The sequence below is a fragment of the Streptosporangium sp. NPDC001559 genome, from assembly GCF_042893955.1.
Classification (GTDB): Bacteria; Actinomycetota; Actinomycetes; order Streptosporangiales; family Streptosporangiaceae; genus Streptosporangium.
This window is the reverse complement of the sequence record NZ_JBIAVG010000014.1, coordinates 1-13,861: the sequence shown is the minus strand read 5'-3', so window position 1 is coordinate 13,861 and position 13,861 is coordinate 1. Positions and strand designations below refer to the sequence as shown.

General features: G+C 68.7%; 13 protein-coding genes. 10 read left to right on the top strand and 3 right to left on the bottom strand.

The features are described from left to right. The first annotated feature begins 36 nt into the window (after window positions 1–36). Window positions 37–1,029: an aldo/keto reductase gene (locus ACFYY8_RS28240; protein ID WP_390045998.1), complete on the top strand. Its 993-nt coding sequence runs from the start codon at window positions 37–39 to the stop codon at window positions 1,027–1,029. A gap of 247 nt (window positions 1,030–1,276) precedes the next feature. Here the strand turns inward: ACFYY8_RS28240 and ACFYY8_RS28235 are convergent, their stop codons facing one another. After that, on the bottom strand, window positions 1,277–2,665 hold the full coding sequence (locus ACFYY8_RS28235) for an amidohydrolase (protein WP_390045996.1): 1,389 nt from the start codon (window positions 2,663–2,665) through the stop codon (window positions 1,277–1,279). A gap of 116 nt (window positions 2,666–2,781) precedes the next feature. On the opposite strand from ACFYY8_RS28235, the gene ACFYY8_RS28230 reads away from it, so the two are divergent. The 7 genes from ACFYY8_RS28230 to ACFYY8_RS28200 all read left to right on the top strand — a co-directional run bounded on the left by ACFYY8_RS28230 (window position 2,782) and on the right by ACFYY8_RS28200 (window position 10,635). Beyond that, window positions 2,782–3,729 carry an alpha/beta hydrolase gene (locus ACFYY8_RS28230; protein WP_390045994.1) on the top strand — a complete coding sequence of 316 codons (948 nt, stop codon included), beginning with the start codon at window positions 2,782–2,784 and terminating at the stop codon, window positions 3,727–3,729. After that, window positions 3,726–4,466, top strand: a complete 741-nt coding sequence (locus tag ACFYY8_RS28225) for an ABC transporter ATP-binding protein (protein WP_352014039.1) — start codon at window positions 3,726–3,728, stop codon at window positions 4,464–4,466. Before ACFYY8_RS28230 ends, ACFYY8_RS28225 begins: the two co-directional genes overlap by 4 nt. 2 nt (window positions 4,467–4,468) lie before the next feature. Continuing rightward, the gene (locus tag ACFYY8_RS28220) at window positions 4,469–6,220 is read left to right on the top strand and encodes an ATP-binding cassette domain-containing protein (RefSeq protein ID WP_390045991.1); all 1,752 of its coding nucleotides are present in this window, start codon (window positions 4,469–4,471) and stop codon (window positions 6,218–6,220) included. A gap of 77 nt (window positions 6,221–6,297) precedes the next feature. Continuing rightward, complete coding sequence (locus tag ACFYY8_RS28215; protein WP_390045989.1) at window positions 6,298–7,452, top strand: ABC transporter substrate-binding protein; 1,155 nt, start codon at window positions 6,298–6,300, stop codon at window positions 7,450–7,452. Between the two features lie 40 nt (window positions 7,453–7,492). Then, entirely contained in the window at window positions 7,493–8,365 is an 873-nt protein-coding gene (locus tag ACFYY8_RS28210) for a branched-chain amino acid ABC transporter permease (RefSeq protein ID WP_390045987.1), read from the top strand. 19 nt (window positions 8,366–8,384) lie between these two features. Next, window positions 8,385–9,494, top strand: coding sequence for a zinc-binding dehydrogenase (locus ACFYY8_RS28205; protein WP_390045985.1), 1,110 nt, complete (start codon window positions 8,385–8,387; stop codon window positions 9,492–9,494). Between the two features lie 172 nt (window positions 9,495–9,666). After that, complete coding sequence (locus ACFYY8_RS28200) at window positions 9,667–10,635, top strand: aldo/keto reductase (protein WP_352014034.1); 969 nt, start codon at window positions 9,667–9,669, stop codon at window positions 10,633–10,635. Window positions 10,636–10,925: 290 nt separating this feature from the next. Here ACFYY8_RS28200 and ACFYY8_RS28195 read toward each other — a convergent pair whose 3' ends face one another. After that, window positions 10,926–11,747, bottom strand: a complete 822-nt coding sequence (locus ACFYY8_RS28195; RefSeq protein ID WP_390045983.1) for a nitroreductase/quinone reductase family protein — start codon at window positions 11,745–11,747, stop codon at window positions 10,926–10,928. 323 nt (window positions 11,748–12,070) lie between these two features. Between ACFYY8_RS28195 and ACFYY8_RS28190 the strand changes: the two genes are divergently transcribed. Continuing rightward, window positions 12,071–12,817 (top strand): phosphotransferase family protein, encoded by a 747-nt coding sequence (locus tag ACFYY8_RS28190; protein WP_390045981.1) that lies wholly within the window; start codon window positions 12,071–12,073, stop codon window positions 12,815–12,817. A gap of 35 nt (window positions 12,818–12,852) precedes the next feature. After that, window positions 12,853–13,023 carry a hypothetical protein gene (locus tag ACFYY8_RS28185; RefSeq protein WP_390045979.1) on the top strand — a complete coding sequence of 57 codons (171 nt, stop codon included), beginning with the start codon at window positions 12,853–12,855 and terminating at the stop codon, window positions 13,021–13,023. A 21-nt stretch (window positions 13,024–13,044) separates the two neighbouring features. Here the strand turns inward: ACFYY8_RS28185 and ACFYY8_RS28180 are convergent, their stop codons facing one another. Continuing rightward, complete coding sequence (locus ACFYY8_RS28180; RefSeq protein WP_390045977.1) at window positions 13,045–13,755, bottom strand: hypothetical protein; 711 nt, start codon at window positions 13,753–13,755, stop codon at window positions 13,045–13,047. Between the last annotated feature and the right edge of the window lie 106 nt (window positions 13,756–13,861).

Genomic DNA, 13,861 nt, shown 5'->3' with positions numbered 1-13,861 from the left:
CGACCAGGGGTCGCACATCGACATCGGAGGTTCTCGGTGGAGTACTCAGGTCAGGTCCCCCGGCGTCGGCTCGGTGAGCGTGGTCCCCTGGTTCCGGTGTTCGGTCTCGGCTCCTGGAACACCTGGGACAGGATGGAGCGGGACGACGCCGTCGCCCTGATCCGTTACGCCGTCGACCGTGGCGTGAACCTCTTCGACGTCGCCCACTACAACTTCGGTCCGCACGCCGAGAACGCGGTCACCGACATCATCTTCGGTGAGGCCGTCGTCGAGGCCGGGGTGGCCAGGGACGACTACCTCCTGTGCGGCAAGCTCTGGCTGTGGGAGTACCCCAAGTCCTCCTTCGCCGAGCAGATCGACACCTCGCTGTCCCGGATCGGGACCGACAGGGCCGACTCCGTCGTGGTCGGCGACTTCTTCGGCGACCTGGACATCCGCGCCGTGGTCACCGACGTGGCCGAGCTGGTGCGGGCCGGGCGCTTCCAGACCTGGGGCGTGAACAACTGGTCGGCCGACGACCTGTGGTTCGCGCGTGACTTCGCCATCGCCGAGGGCATGGAGCCGCCGTCCTTCGCGCAGCTCAAGTACAGCCTCGCCCGCCGCTCGGTGCCGGACGGCACGCCGTACGGCAGGCTGTTCGCCGAGGGCGGCCTGGGGCTGCAGGCCTCGGACGTCTTCGAGGGCGGCATCCTGGCGGGCAAGCTGAACCCGCAGCGCAAGATCGGCGCGGACCCGGGCGGCATCCGCGACCGGATCCGTGACTCCTACCCCGAGGTCAAGCGGATCGCCGAGGGCTTCGGCGCGACCCCGGCCCAGCTGGCCATCGCCTTCACCCTGACCCACCCGGCCGCGGCGAACGTGCTCTTCGGCGCCAGCAGCAGGACGCAGCTCGACGAGAACCTGGGAGCTCTCGAACTGCTCGAACGGCACGGCGACGAGCTGCGTTCCGCGGTCGGGTCGCTGTGGATCGACAAGGGCGTGGTCGCCCCCGACGCCTCCTGGGGCACCGACGCCCCGAACAAGGCCTGACGACTCCGTTCCGCGTCCCGGCCGCCCTTTCCCGGCGGCGCCGGGACGCGTTCGGCTCGTGCCCGTGCCGTACGGCGGGGCAACGTCCGGAACAAGGCCCGGAACCGGGCCGGAAAACGCGGCCGGGTCCGTAACCGGGTTTCGGGCGGGACCATACGGCAGGGTGACGTGACGAGGGACCGGCTCGCGTGTTCGCGGGCCGGTCCCTCGTGGCTTTTCCGTGCGACTGGGCGTGGTGTCCTCCGGATCAGCTCTCGTGGACGACGCGGCCGTCCACCATGGTCAGGCTCACCGGGACCTGGGGCAGGGCCTCGGGCTCGACCTCAAGCAGGTCGCCGTCCAGCACGCACAGGTCGGCGACCTTGCCGGCCTCCAGCGAACCCTTCCACGACTCCGCCCCGTCCTGCCAGGCGGGGGTGATGGTGTAGGCCCGCAGGGCCTCGGTGACCGCGAGCCGCTGGGCGGCGCCACGCACGGCGCCGTCAAGACCACGCCGGGTGACCGCGGCGGCGATCCCGACCCGCCAGTCGGGAGTGAGGACCGGGGCGTCGGAGCTGAGGCAGAGCTTCACCCCGATGTCCAGTGCGTCACGGGTCGGCCACGTCTGGGGGAGGATGTCCTCGCCCAGGGCTCCAAGCACCATATGCTCAGTCGCCACGGGTATTCCCACCTGGGTGTTCAGTCCGATGCCTGCGGCCGCCATCGTGGCCAGGGTCCTGGAGGAGATCACGTCGCCATGGATGATGTAGTGCCTCGCGTCGCGGCCGTCCCTGGAGGCCGCCGCGGCGAAGGCGTCCGTCACCGTCCTGGTGGTCCTGCTTCCGGTCGCGTGCACGGCGACCTGGTGTCCCGCCGCGTGCGCCGCGTCGATCATCGCGATGAGTACGGCCTCACGCTCGGCCTCGGAAGCCCCCTCGACCAGCAGCCCGCCGTACGTGCCGTCGGTGTAGGGCTCGTCCATCCAGGCGTTGCGCATCGGCGGGATGCCGTCACCGAAGATCTTCACGCCCGCGACGCGGAACCAGCCGGGCACGTCGGCGGGGGGCGTGAAGTCACGCAGTCCGTCGAGCACCCCGGCCAGCGAGCTCGCGCCGTCCAGCTCGCCGAACAGCATGAGGGCGGTCACCCGGGAGGTGAGCCTGCCCTCCGCCGCGAGGTCGGCGTAGTCGCGCAGGGCCGCGGAGCCGAAGCAGCCGCTCGCCCCGTTGTCCTCCCCTGGGCCGAGGCCCGGTTCGGTGTAGCTCGTGACCCCGAGTGACGCGAGCAGTTCGGCGGTGCGCAGGATCGCGCCACGCCGGTCCTGTGAGGTCTCCAGCCGCGCAGGCGGCTCGCCTCCGTGGTGCCCGGCCGCCATCTGGTCCATGAGGAGGGCGGGCCACATCTGGCCGAGCCAGACGCCGTGGAGGTGGGAGTCGTTGATCCCCGGAAGGACCGATCTTCCCCGCAATGGGATGACGCGGGTGTCGGGACCGATCAGAGATGAAATTTCATCTTCTGATCCCACTCGAGTGATGCGGCCGCCGGTGATCGCGATCGACTCCGCGACAGTGTCGGCGGCGTCGACGGTGTGCACCTTACCGCCGGTCATGACCACATCCGCCGAGGCGGCGTCGTACCTCGAATCGTTAGGCAACATTTCACCATCACACTAGACACGTCATTTGGACCCGCATAACGTACATGGAATCGGATACGATTTGCGAGTGCCTGAACCTTTGGGAAGGCACTCGGGCCGCCCCCGGAGGTAACCCCATGCCCCTGCATCCCGAGGCGCAGCGAATAATCGACCGCACCGGCGTTCAGGACCAGGGCGAGGCCCCCCAGCTTGACGCGGCGGCGATGCGCGAGGGATTCCGTCTTGCCTGGACCATGCCGGACGACCTTCAGCCGGTCGGCGGTGTGGTCGATACCGTGTTCCCCGGTCCTGCGGGTGAGGTACCGGTTCGTGTATACACCCCCGAGGGGGACGGGCCGTTCCCGGCGCTGGTCTGGTTCCACGGCGGCGGGTGGACCATCGGCTCTCTCGACGAGAACGAGGTCGCCTGCCGGGCGGTCTGCGCAGGGGCGGGCGCCGTCGTCGTCTCCGTCGACTACCGGCTCGCACCGGAGAACCCCTTCCCGGCCGCGGCGGACGACTCCTACGCCGCGCTCCTGTGGGTCCACGAGAACGCCGAGGCGCTCTCGGTCGACGCCTCGCGCCTCGCCGTCGCCGGTGAGAGCGCGGGCGGGAACCTCGCCGCCGTCGTCGCGCTCAAGGCCCGCGACCTGAACGGTCCCCGGCTCTCCCTGCAGGTGCTCGTCTCGCCGATTCTGGGCCACCCCGACGACGGGCGCGCCTCCTACCGGGACTGCTCCGAGGGCTACTTCCTCTCGAAGGAAGGCATGGACTGGTTCTTCACCCAGTACCCCCGTAACGCCAGTGATCTCGACGACCCCTATCTCCTGCCGCTCCGCTCGAAGGACCTGTCGGGCCTGGCGCCCGCGCTGGTCGTCGAGGCCGAGTACGACGTCCTCCGCGACGAGGGCGTCGAGTACGCCGAGGCGCTCAAGGCCGCCGGCAACCAGGTTGAGCTGGCCGTGTTCGACGGCATGATCCACGGCTTCTTCGGACTGCTCACGCTTGAGCTGGCCGAGGTCAGCGGTGTCACTGCCCACGTCGTCGAGGCACTGCGATCCGCCTATGTGAAAGGCGCCCAATGAGCGGCGAAGTCCTCTCCCTTAAGGACGTCAGTATCAACCGGGGTGACACCCCGATCGTCCACGACGTCTCCCTGACCGTCGCACCCGGAACCGTCACGGTCGTCCTGGGCGCCAACGGCGCCGGAAAGACGACGCTGATGGACGGAATCGCGGGGCTGGCCCCCGTGACCTCAGGAACGATCCAGCTCGACGGCGCGCCGATCGAGAAGCTTCCCATCTACAAGCGCTCCCAGGCCGGTCTGGGTTACGTCGAGCAGGCCCGTACGGTCTTCAGGACGCTGACCGTCGAGCAGAACCTGCTCGTCTCCCGTTCCGGCAAGGGCGACGCCGAGAAGGTCTACGAGCTCTTCCCCGAGTTGCAGAAGCGCCGTACGCTCCAGGCCGGTCACCTGTCCGGCGGTGAACAGCAGATGCTCGTCCTGGGACGCGCGCTGATCTCCGACCCCAAGATCATACTCATTGACGAGATGTCCCTCGGCCTCGCGCCCGTGGTCGTCCGTCGCCTCATGCACGCCGTCAAGGACCTGGTCGGCCTGGGCATCGCCGTCCTGCTCATCGAGCAGTTCGCGAACCTGGCCCTGGAGATCGGGGCCAACGCCTACGTCCTCCGCAAGGGCCGCGTCGTCTTCGACGGCCCGTGTGACGAGATCAGGGGCGACTCCGAGCGCCTGCATGAGTTCTATTTCGGCGCCATGCCCACGGACGCCGTCGTCGAAGCTGGGGGCGAGAACCCGTGAACATGATCGACAAGCGTTCGTGGGGGATCGCCCTGGCCGTCGCCGCGGCGGCCTGCGTGATCGTGCCCAACGTGCTGCCGCCGTACTGGGTGTATCTCGCGATCACCGCGGTCGTCAGCTCGGTGATCATGCAGAGCTACGGTGTGATCGTCGGCAGGGCCGGCGTCATGTCCCTGTGTCAGATGTCCTTCGCCGCCATCGGCGCCTGGGTCGTGCTCCGGCTGAACCTGGCCGACGCCCCCGGCGGCTTCATCGTCTGGCTGGTCATCGGCGGTCTGGCGGCCGTCCCCGTCGGCGTCGCCATCGGCCTGCCCGCCCTGCGCATCCGTGGCGTGAACCTCGCGGTCGTCACCTTCGGCTTCGCCGTCGCCGCGGACATCGTGCTCAACGCCAACCAGTTCCCCGGCACCACCGAACTGAAGACGCTGCAGCGCCCCGGCCTGTTCCACACCAACGGCGGCTACTTCGTCCTGGCCGTGATCGTCTTCATGGCGCTCAGCATCGGGCTGGCGCTGTTCAACCGGACCAGGCTCGGCATGTCCTGGCTGGAGATCCGCTACTCGGAGCGGGCCGCCGCCGCGCACGGCATCTCGGTCGCGCGCAGCAAGCTCGCCGCGTTCGCCCTCAGCGCCTTCATCGCCGGCATCGGCGGTGGCCTGATGGCCGGTCAGCTCGGTCTGGTCGTCTCCAGCAACTTCGCCATGGGACAGTCGCTCGCGCTCTTCGCGGTGGCGATCCTCATCGGCCCGCACAACCCCGAGGGCGCCCTCATGGGCGGCATCTTCGGCGCGGTGATGGCGACGATCCTGGAGAAGCTCAGGCTGCCCCAGGACCTGGGCGGCATCCTCTTCGGCCTCTCGGCGATCTTCGCCCTGCGCAGCGGCGTCAGCCAGACCGACTTCACCCGGGCCCGCAAGAGGGAGGCCGCCGCGCGCAAGCTGCTGGAGAGCCTCCCGGACAAGCCCAAGGAGGAGCCCAAGGCGGCTGTCCCGGCCACCGAGTCGACCTCCCTGGTCCCGCCGCCCGCCCCCGCGGGCGACCAGCCGGCCCTCGACGTGCGCGGCCTGACCGTCAGGTACGGCGAGGTCCTCGCGCTCGACAGCATCGACCTCACCGTCCCCAGCGGTGGCGTCGTCGGTCTGATCGGCCCCAACGGCGCGGGCAAGTCCACCTTCATCGCCGCGGTCAGCGGGTTCCTCCACGCCTACGAGGGCACGGTCGAGCTTGAGGGCAGGTCCCTGGACAAGCTCAGCCCGAGCTCCCGCGCGAGCAACGGCCTGCGCCGTACGTTCCAGACGACGGTGATCGCGCCCGAGCTGACCCAGTACGAGTACCTCTCGATCGGCGCCAACAGGAAGCTGTCCAAGCAGGAGGCCGACGAGCTGCTCGACTTCTTCGGCTGCCCGCCCGGAGAGGTCCCGGTGTCCATCGTGGACGTCGGCAGCCGCCGTCTGCTCGACGTGGCCGCCGCCATCGCGGCCAGGCCCAAGGTCGCGCTGCTCGACGAGCCCGCCGCCGGTCAGTCGGCCGCCGAGTCGCTCAAGCTGGGCCAGAGGCTCGCCGAGGTGCCCTCCCGCTTCGGTGTCTCCATCCTCCTCGTCGAACACGACATGGAGCTGGTCCGCGCGGCGTGCGCGCAGGTGACCGTTCTCGACTTCGGACACGTCATCGCGTCCGGAACCACGCAGGAAGTGCTCGACGATCCGGCGGTCATGGCCGCCTACCTCGGTACTGCCGACGTGCCCCTCGTATAACCCTCGTATAGCCCTCCCGAACCCAACCCCTACCCCCACCCCCCCTCTTCCCCCAGCCCCAAGGAAGTAGTGCAGTGATGAAGCGTTCCCTCACCAGCGTCGCGGTGGTCGCCGCCCTGGCCATGGCCAGCGCGGCCTGTTCGAGCAGCGACTCCGGCACCGGCGGCCCGATCAAGGTCGGCTCGATCAACGGTGTCACCGGCCTGTTCCAGACGCCCGAGGTTCCCCAGGCCGTCAAGGCCGTCTTCGACGAGGTCAACAAGCAGGGCGGCATCAACGGCCGTCAGATCGAGCTCGTCAGCAAGGACGACGCGATGAACCCGCAGCGTGCCACCGAGGCGGCCCTTGAGCTGCTGGAGTCGGAGAACGTCGTGGCCCTCGTCGGCTCCTCCAGCGCGGTCGACTGTGGCCTGAACCGCGCCACCTACACCAACGCCGGGATCATCTCCATGCCGGCCGTCGGCGTCGACCCCGCCTGCTTCACCAGCCCGAACATCGCCCCGGTCAACCCGGGTCCGTTCAAGCTGATCACGGCGATGCTCTACTACGCCTCCGAGACGCTCAAGCGCGACAAGGTGTGCATGTACTACACCGTGCTGCCGGGCAGCGGTGGCGGCATCGACGCCGCCATCAAGGAGTGGACCGACCTCACCGGCAAGCAGCTGGCCGTCAAGGACACCTCGGTCGGCCAGGGCGACCCGACGCCGTACCTCGTCAAGGCCAAGGCCGCCGGCTGCCAGGCGATCCTGTACAACGCCACCGTCGGCCCGTGGTTCGCCCAGGCCAAGACCCAGGGCATGCAGGACGTCGACTTCATCGTGGCCGCCAACAGCTACACCGACGCCAACGCCCAGGCGATCCCGGACGGCCTCAACGTCTACGCCGGCACCGAGTGGCAGCCGTACACCGACGAGACCCTCCCCGGCAACGAGCGCTGGGCGAAGGTCATCGACGAGAACAAGATCCAGAAGACCGCCTTCAGCCAGGGCGCCGTCATGGCCGCCGACCTGTTCGTCCAGGTCCTGAAGACCGTCAAGGGCGACATCACCCGCGAGTCGGTCACCGAGGCCTTCAAGAACATGAAGCCGATCGACTACCCGATGGTCGGTACCCCGTGGATCTTCGGTCCCGGTGAGGCCCACAGCCCGATCGAGGGCAGCCGCTTCGTGAAGGTCGAGGCCGGCAAGTGGAAGGTCCTTCCCGAGGGCTTCATCGTCCCCGGCAAGAACTGATCTTTCAGGTCTTTCAGGAGCCCCAGGAGGTGGGTGTCCGATGTTGAATTCCTTGGTCGCGGGCCTGACCAGCGGTGGCGTCTACGCCCTGCTCGGCCTGTGCGTCGTGCTGACCTACCGGCTCGTCGCCGTGGTCAACTTCGCCATGGCGGGTGTGGGCACGATGGGTGCCTTCATCATGGTGTCGCTGATGGACCTGGGGCTGCCCTGGCCCGTCGCGCTCGTCATCGGAGTCGTGGCGGGGTCGCTGCTGTCGGCCCTGATCGGCTCCGGGCTCGTCCGCTGGTTCGGTGAGCACGACGAGCGCACCAAGGCCGCCGTCACCGTGGCCCTCTTCGTGGCCATCGGGGCGATCGGTCTGCGCCTGTTCGGCAGCACGTCGACGGGGGCCAGGAGGTTCCCGACCGTGTTCGACTCACCCGCCTTCACCCTGGGCGACGTCGTGGTACCCCAGTCGGTGCTGGTCTCGCTCGCCTTCGCGGCGCTCATCACCTTCGGGGTCGGCCTGATGCTGTCCCGGACGTCCGTCGGCCTGCGGCTGCAGGCGCTGTCGGAGCGTCCGGGCACCGCCCAGGTGGTGGGCATCCCGGCCCCCAAGCTCGCCATCGCCGTCTGGGCCGCCATCGGCGGTGTCAGCACGCTGGTGATCCTGCTGGTCGCGCCGCGTCTCGGTGGGGACTTCTCCACCCTGAGCGGACTTGTCACCACGGCCCTGGCCGTGGCGATGGTCGGTTCCTTCAAGAGCCTGCCCCTGACACTTCTGGGTGGTGTGCTCATGGGCCTGCTCGAAGGTTTCGCCGCGTCGCTCGACGAGATCCAGAAGTACCGGGGCGTCGTCCCCTTCCTCGTGATCCTGGTGCTGCTGTGGTGGCGCAGCCGTAACGAGGTCTGGGACACAGCCCACAGCAGATAGCGAATTCGGAGATCATCGCATGACAGTCCCTACGTCCACGCGGGCCGCCGTACTGCGCGCCCACGGGGAGCCTCTGGTCATCGAGGAGCTGCCGCTCCCCGCCGAGTGCGAGCCGGGTGGCGCGATCGTCAAGGTCGACTGCGCCACGCTGTGCGCGACGGACGTGCACATCTGGAGCGGCGGCATGTCGTTCCCGGGCATGCTCCCGATGGTGCTCGGCCACGAGATGATCGGAACGGTCGTGGCCGTCGGGTCGGGCACCGTCGACGCCCTCGGTCGTCCCGTCGAGGTCGGCGCCAAGATCGGCTGGTCGGAGTCCACCTGCGGCTACTGCTACGGCTGTACGGTGATCCGCAACCCCGTGGCCTGCTCCAAGCGGGGCTACGGGTTCCTGCAGCGCTCCGACGTGTGGCCGCACTCGACCGCCGGACTCGCCGAGTACGACTACGTCACGCCGACCGCCCAGAAGTACATCCTCCCCGAGGACGTCAAGGACACCTGGGCGGCCAGCGCGGGCTGCGCCGTCAAGACCGTCCTGCACGCCTTCGACCGCGCCGGGGGCGCCAAGCTCGGCTCGAACGTCCTCGTCCAGGGGGCGGGCGCGCTGGGCATCGTCGCCACCGCGGTCGCCAGCGCCTCGGGTGCGGGCAAGGTCATCACCGTCGGCGGCCCCGACTCCAGGCTCGAACTGGCCAAGCGCTTCGGCGCCGACGTCACCATCGGCCTGGACGGTGACGCCGACAGCCGTCGCGCCGCCATCATGGAGGCGACCGACGGCCAGGGCGCGCACCTGGTGATCGACGTGGCCGGAGCGCCCGGTGTCGGCGCGGAGGCCATCGACGCCGCCGCCTGGGGCGGCACGTTCGTCATCGTCGGCACCACGGGCCCGCGCCCCGACCCGATCTCCCTCGGGACGATCATGGGCAAGGAGCTCAACGTGCTGGGGTCGCTCAACGGCGACGTCGGCGACTACTACAACTCGATCGAGTTCCTGCGTTCGACCCAGACGCGGTTCCCCTGGGACGAGCTGTTCAGCGAGCCCGTCGGACTCGGCGGGGCCTCGGCAGCGCTTGAGTCCATGTCGCGCCTTGAGCAGGTCAAGGCCGTCGTCCACCCGTGGCTTCCCTGAGAACCTGCTTCCGGACCCTCGCCTGATCCTCCGAAGGTCCCCGCGGAGACGCTCCGCGGGGACCCGAGGGCCGTTTCCGCGGGTCTTCCACGGACCTTTCCCGGGGCTTGGCAGGCGAGAAGCTCCACCGAACAGAGCCTGACGGCCATCCATATATTTTTCGAGGAGTCCGATGTCCACGCCCAAGAAGGTGGTTCCCCTCCGCAGGGTCGGAACCCACGGTCCCGACGTCTCCGTCCTGTCGCTGGGGTCCTGGCACACCTACGACCGCATGGCCTTCGAGGACGCGGTGGCCATGGTCCGCCACGCCGTGGACCTGGGCATCAACCTGTTCGACGTCGGCGTGTACGGCTTCCCGGGTCACCCGCCGGTCTTCACCGACGTGCTGTTCTCCGCCATCGTCAGGGCGGCGGGCATCTCCAGGGACGAGTACCTGCTGTCGGCCAAGCTGTGGCTGGAGCCGTACCCGGAGATGTCGCTGCGTGAGCAGCTGGAGAAGGCCCTGTTCAGGGTCGGGACCGACCGGGCCGACCTGGTGATCCTCGGTGACATCCGCCGCGACGACCTCGACCTGAACCAGCTCGCGGTCGACCTCGCGGAGCTGGAGGTCGACGGGATCATCGGCTGCTGGGGTGTGAACAACTGGTCGGCCACCGCGGTCAGGACGATCCGCGACCACGCCATCCAGGCGGGTTCGCCCGGTCCGCAGATCGCGCAGCTGAAGTACAGCCCCTGCCGCAGGTCGATCCCGGACGGCGCGCCGTTCGCCCAGGTCTTCGCCGAGGGCATCACCATGCAGGCGTCGGACATCCTCGAAGGCGGCATCCTCGCGGGCAACAAGAAGCCCGGACGTGAGATCGGCCGCGACCCGGGCGGCGTCCGCGAGCGCATCATCGAGGCCGCCGACGGCCTCGCGGCGGTCGCGGCCGAGCTGGAGGTCACTCCCGCCCAGCTGTGCGTGGCGTTCACCCTCACGCACCCCTCGGTCAGCACCGTGCTGTTCGGGGCGACCAAGATGCAGCAGCTCGTCGACAACGTCAACGCGATCGAACTGGTCGAGCGGGTCGGCGCCGAGCGGCTGCGCGAACTGGTCGCCCCCTTCTGGGTCGACGCCGACGTGGTGAACCCGGAAGGCCCGTGATCCTCACCCGGAGGCCGGTGAGGTGAGTCACCGGCCCCGGGCGCTTTGCCAGGCCCGGTTCCCCGGTGGGCGGGGAACCGTGTGCCCGTGAACCGCCCGTCCTGTTCCTCCTTCTCTCGCGGTGCGGCGCGAAAAGGCGGAACAGGGCGGGTTTTCCCGTTCTCAACCGTGTTATCGGTACGGCGGGCCGTATCGGTGCGGCTTGGTACGGCGGGCCCTGTTCGTACAGCGGGCCCTACGGGTGCAACGAGCCTTGCTGGTACGGCGGGCCTTGTTGGTACGGCGGGCCTTCAGCCGAGGTCGAGGACCGGGATCAGCTGCTCCTCCTCGTAGGTCAGGTGCGCTTCGAGTTCGTCGACGAGCCGTTCGATCTCGGCCCGCACCTTCAGCGGATCGTCCCCGGAGAGGGTCTGCTTCAGCTCCTCCACGAGTACGGCGACGCGCTCGTGCTCCCTGGCCAGCCGTTCGAGGACCGGGGCGAGCGAAGGGTGCTGTTCGGCCAGGACGGGGAACATCATGGTGTCCTCGCCCAGGTGGTGATGGTGCAGGCCCTGGCAGACGGTCAGGCAGTTGATCCTGAGCTGCACACCGAGGCCGGGCCGTCCCGAGTCGGACAGCTCCTTGCGGATCAGCGCCAGTTCGCGGCGGAAGCCGTCGTGCACCAGCTTGAGGTAGGCCCCGCCCGACGGCGCGTCGCTCCGGGGCGGCCCGGCGATGCGAAGCGCGACGACCGGGATGACGCGGGTCGTCTTGGCCTGGTACTCGGCCCAGCCGGGGTCGCCCTCCACGGCGCGGGCGAACGCCGCGTCACGCTCGTCGCCCTCCAGGACCTCCGCCACGACGTCGAAGTCGAGGACCCCGGTCTCGACGGTGGCACGCGGGTTGGCCTTCAGGTTGTGGTACCAGGCCGGGTGTTTGGGGGACCCTCCGGCGGAGGCGATGACCAGCATGCGGTCGCCGCCGTCGGGCAGGTAGCCGAGGGGGGTGGTGTGCGGCCTGCCCGAGCGGGCGCCGACGGTCGTGAGCAGGAGCAGTCTCGCTCCCTCGAAATAGCCACCGACCTGGCCGTTGTTGGCGCGGAACTCGTCGATGACCTGCTTGTTGAAATCCATTCTTCTCCATTGGTAGATCCTGCTTCGCCGTACTGAATGGAGAAGAATGCGGCGGGCCCCTGGCCCGCCCGGCGATCAAGCGTCAGCCGGGCTGCTCTCTGGTGCGTGGCCCAAGGCCGACCCGGCAGTCACCTGACTTACGCTACTTCATCGAGATTTCTCCCGCAAAAGCGGCACTCCAGGTGCCGGTGATTTCCCGAGGTGGCCTGACGAAGTGGTGGCCCTGACCTGGGCGGCGGCCGGTGCCGCGCGAGGGCGCCTGGTGGCCGGGCACGTGACAAACCCGGTGACGTCGACGATCGCCCTCGGGAGACTGGTCGTCCATGGATGAGGTCGAAGTGGTCGTCGCCCATTCCGAGCGCGCGACCCTGCGCGTCGGCGACGTGTTCCTGAAGGTGGACGCCGATCGGGCACGCGCCGACGTCGAGGTCGAGGCGATGACCCTGGCGCCCGTCCCGACTCCGAAGGTCCTGTGGCACAGGCCGCCGGTGCTCGCGATCGCCGCGGTCCCGGGGACGGCGCTCGGCCGCCTCGGCGAGCCGTCGACCGCGTCCCCGGCGGCGTGGGCCGCGGCGGGCGCCGCCATCCGGAGGTTGCACGACGCGCCGTCGCCGCCCAGGCTCGGCCGGGCAGGCCGGGGCGTCGACGATCTGTCGGCGGAACTCGACGGCGAGTGCGAGTGGCTCGTGACGAACGGCGTCCTGCCCGCCGACCTGGTCACCCGCAACCGTCAGGTCGCCGAGGCCGCGTTCCGGCCCTGGAGTCCGGTGTTCACCCACGGCGACCTGCAGATCGCTCACGTGTTCGTCGACGGCGACGAGATCACGGGCATCATCGACTGGTCCGAGGCGGGCCAGGGTGACGCCCTGTTCGACCTCGCCGTCCTGACGCTCGGACACGAGGAGCATCTCGACGACGTCGTCGTCGGCTACGGCACCGACGTCGACCTCGACGTGATCCGCGGGTGGTGGTCGTTGCGCAGCCTGCTGGGGGTCCGCTGGCTGGTCGAGCACGGCTTCGACCCGTTCGCACCGGGCTGTGAGGTCGACGTGCTGAGATCCCGGCTGTGAGGCTTCACGGGTCCGACCGCCATGAGGAACGATCAGTGGATGAGACGTCGCCGGCAGACGATGGCGAGGGTCATGAAGACTTTGTGGATGTCGTCGTGAATCCTCCAGCGGATGCGCAGGCGACGGAGCCAATCCAACAGGGCCATCGTTTGCTCGATCATCCAGCGATTTCGATTCAGCCGTTTCAAGAACGGCTGTCGGCCTGACTCCACTCTCCGGCTGTCGGCTCAGCCCAGCCAGAAAGCGGCGAGCGACCATGTCTGGGAGCCGCTTGTGGAGCCGTCGTGCGGCACGAGCTCAGTTGGCGCGATGTATCCCTGACCAGGCTCCAAACGGATGCGCAAGCACCGCAGGGGATGCCCGGCGGCGATGTATTGACGCACGTCGTCGGTGTGCGGACAGTGCTGCTCTTGATCTTGACCTAGCGCACGACAGATTTCCATGATGTCCCGGTCGCCGACCAGGAGGTAGCGGGTGCCAGGCCCCAGGTTGAGGCAGAGGCGTCGACGACTGAGGTGTCGGTCAGGGTAGTTCCGCCGGTCGAAGTTGTCGATGTGCAGTCCGATCCGACGCTCAGTTGAGGGGTCTTCGGTGCTGGTGAGCCGTCCTGGCTGACTGGCCGTACAGGCGAGGCGCCTACGCGGCCAGATGCCTTTCAACGGGTTGAGAGCGGCTGCGGTGTCCAGACGGCCCTGTAGGTCATTGGAGGTGAATACAGGCAGGACTTGGGCTACCAGCTCGATCACCATGCTGTTAGGGATGCTCCTGTCGGGCCGAAGATGCTCGGCGTCAATCTCGCTGAGGGCCGTCCAGTTCTCTTGGGGGACGACAGCCATGTCGCTGTCATAGCCTGGCGTGTCGCCCGCTTGTCTGACGTCCCCGATGACGACGCGTTCCTGGATGTCGCTGAATCGGTCGAACAACAGTCGCACGCTCATGCGTTCGCCTTAGAACTCCTAGCAAAATGGGTTCAGCGGGTGAGGCGTCGCCAGCAGATGATCACAAGCGCGAGGGTCATGAAGGCTTCATGGATGTCGTCGCGGA

Excerpts from the sequence above, each read along its gene's own strand:
- ACFYY8_RS28235 (WP_390045996.1), bottom strand. The coding sequence starts at position 2,665 with ATGTTGCCTAACGATTCGAGGTACGACGCCGCCTCGGCGGATGTGGTC.
- ACFYY8_RS28230 (WP_390045994.1), top strand. The coding sequence starts at position 2,782 with ATGCCCCTGCATCCCGAGGCGCAGCGAATAATCGACCGCACCGGCGTT.
- ACFYY8_RS28225 (WP_352014039.1), top strand. The coding sequence starts at position 3,726 with ATGAGCGGCGAAGTCCTCTCCCTTAAGGACGTCAGTATCAACCGGGGT.
- ACFYY8_RS28220 (WP_390045991.1), top strand. The coding sequence starts at position 4,469 with ATGATCGACAAGCGTTCGTGGGGGATCGCCCTGGCCGTCGCCGCGGCG.
- ACFYY8_RS28215 (WP_390045989.1), top strand. The coding sequence starts at position 6,298 with ATGAAGCGTTCCCTCACCAGCGTCGCGGTGGTCGCCGCCCTGGCCATG.
- ACFYY8_RS28210 (WP_390045987.1), top strand. The coding sequence starts at position 7,493 with ATGTTGAATTCCTTGGTCGCGGGCCTGACCAGCGGTGGCGTCTACGCC.
- ACFYY8_RS28205 (WP_390045985.1), top strand. The coding sequence starts at position 8,385 with ATGACAGTCCCTACGTCCACGCGGGCCGCCGTACTGCGCGCCCACGGG.
- ACFYY8_RS28200 (WP_352014034.1), top strand. The coding sequence starts at position 9,667 with ATGTCCACGCCCAAGAAGGTGGTTCCCCTCCGCAGGGTCGGAACCCAC.
- ACFYY8_RS28195 (WP_390045983.1), bottom strand. The coding sequence starts at position 11,747 with ATGGATTTCAACAAGCAGGTCATCGACGAGTTCCGCGCCAACAACGGC.
- ACFYY8_RS28190 (WP_390045981.1), top strand. The coding sequence starts at position 12,071 with ATGGATGAGGTCGAAGTGGTCGTCGCCCATTCCGAGCGCGCGACCCTG.
- ACFYY8_RS28180 (WP_390045977.1), bottom strand. The coding sequence starts at position 13,755 with ATGAGCGTGCGACTGTTGTTCGACCGATTCAGCGACATCCAGGAACGC.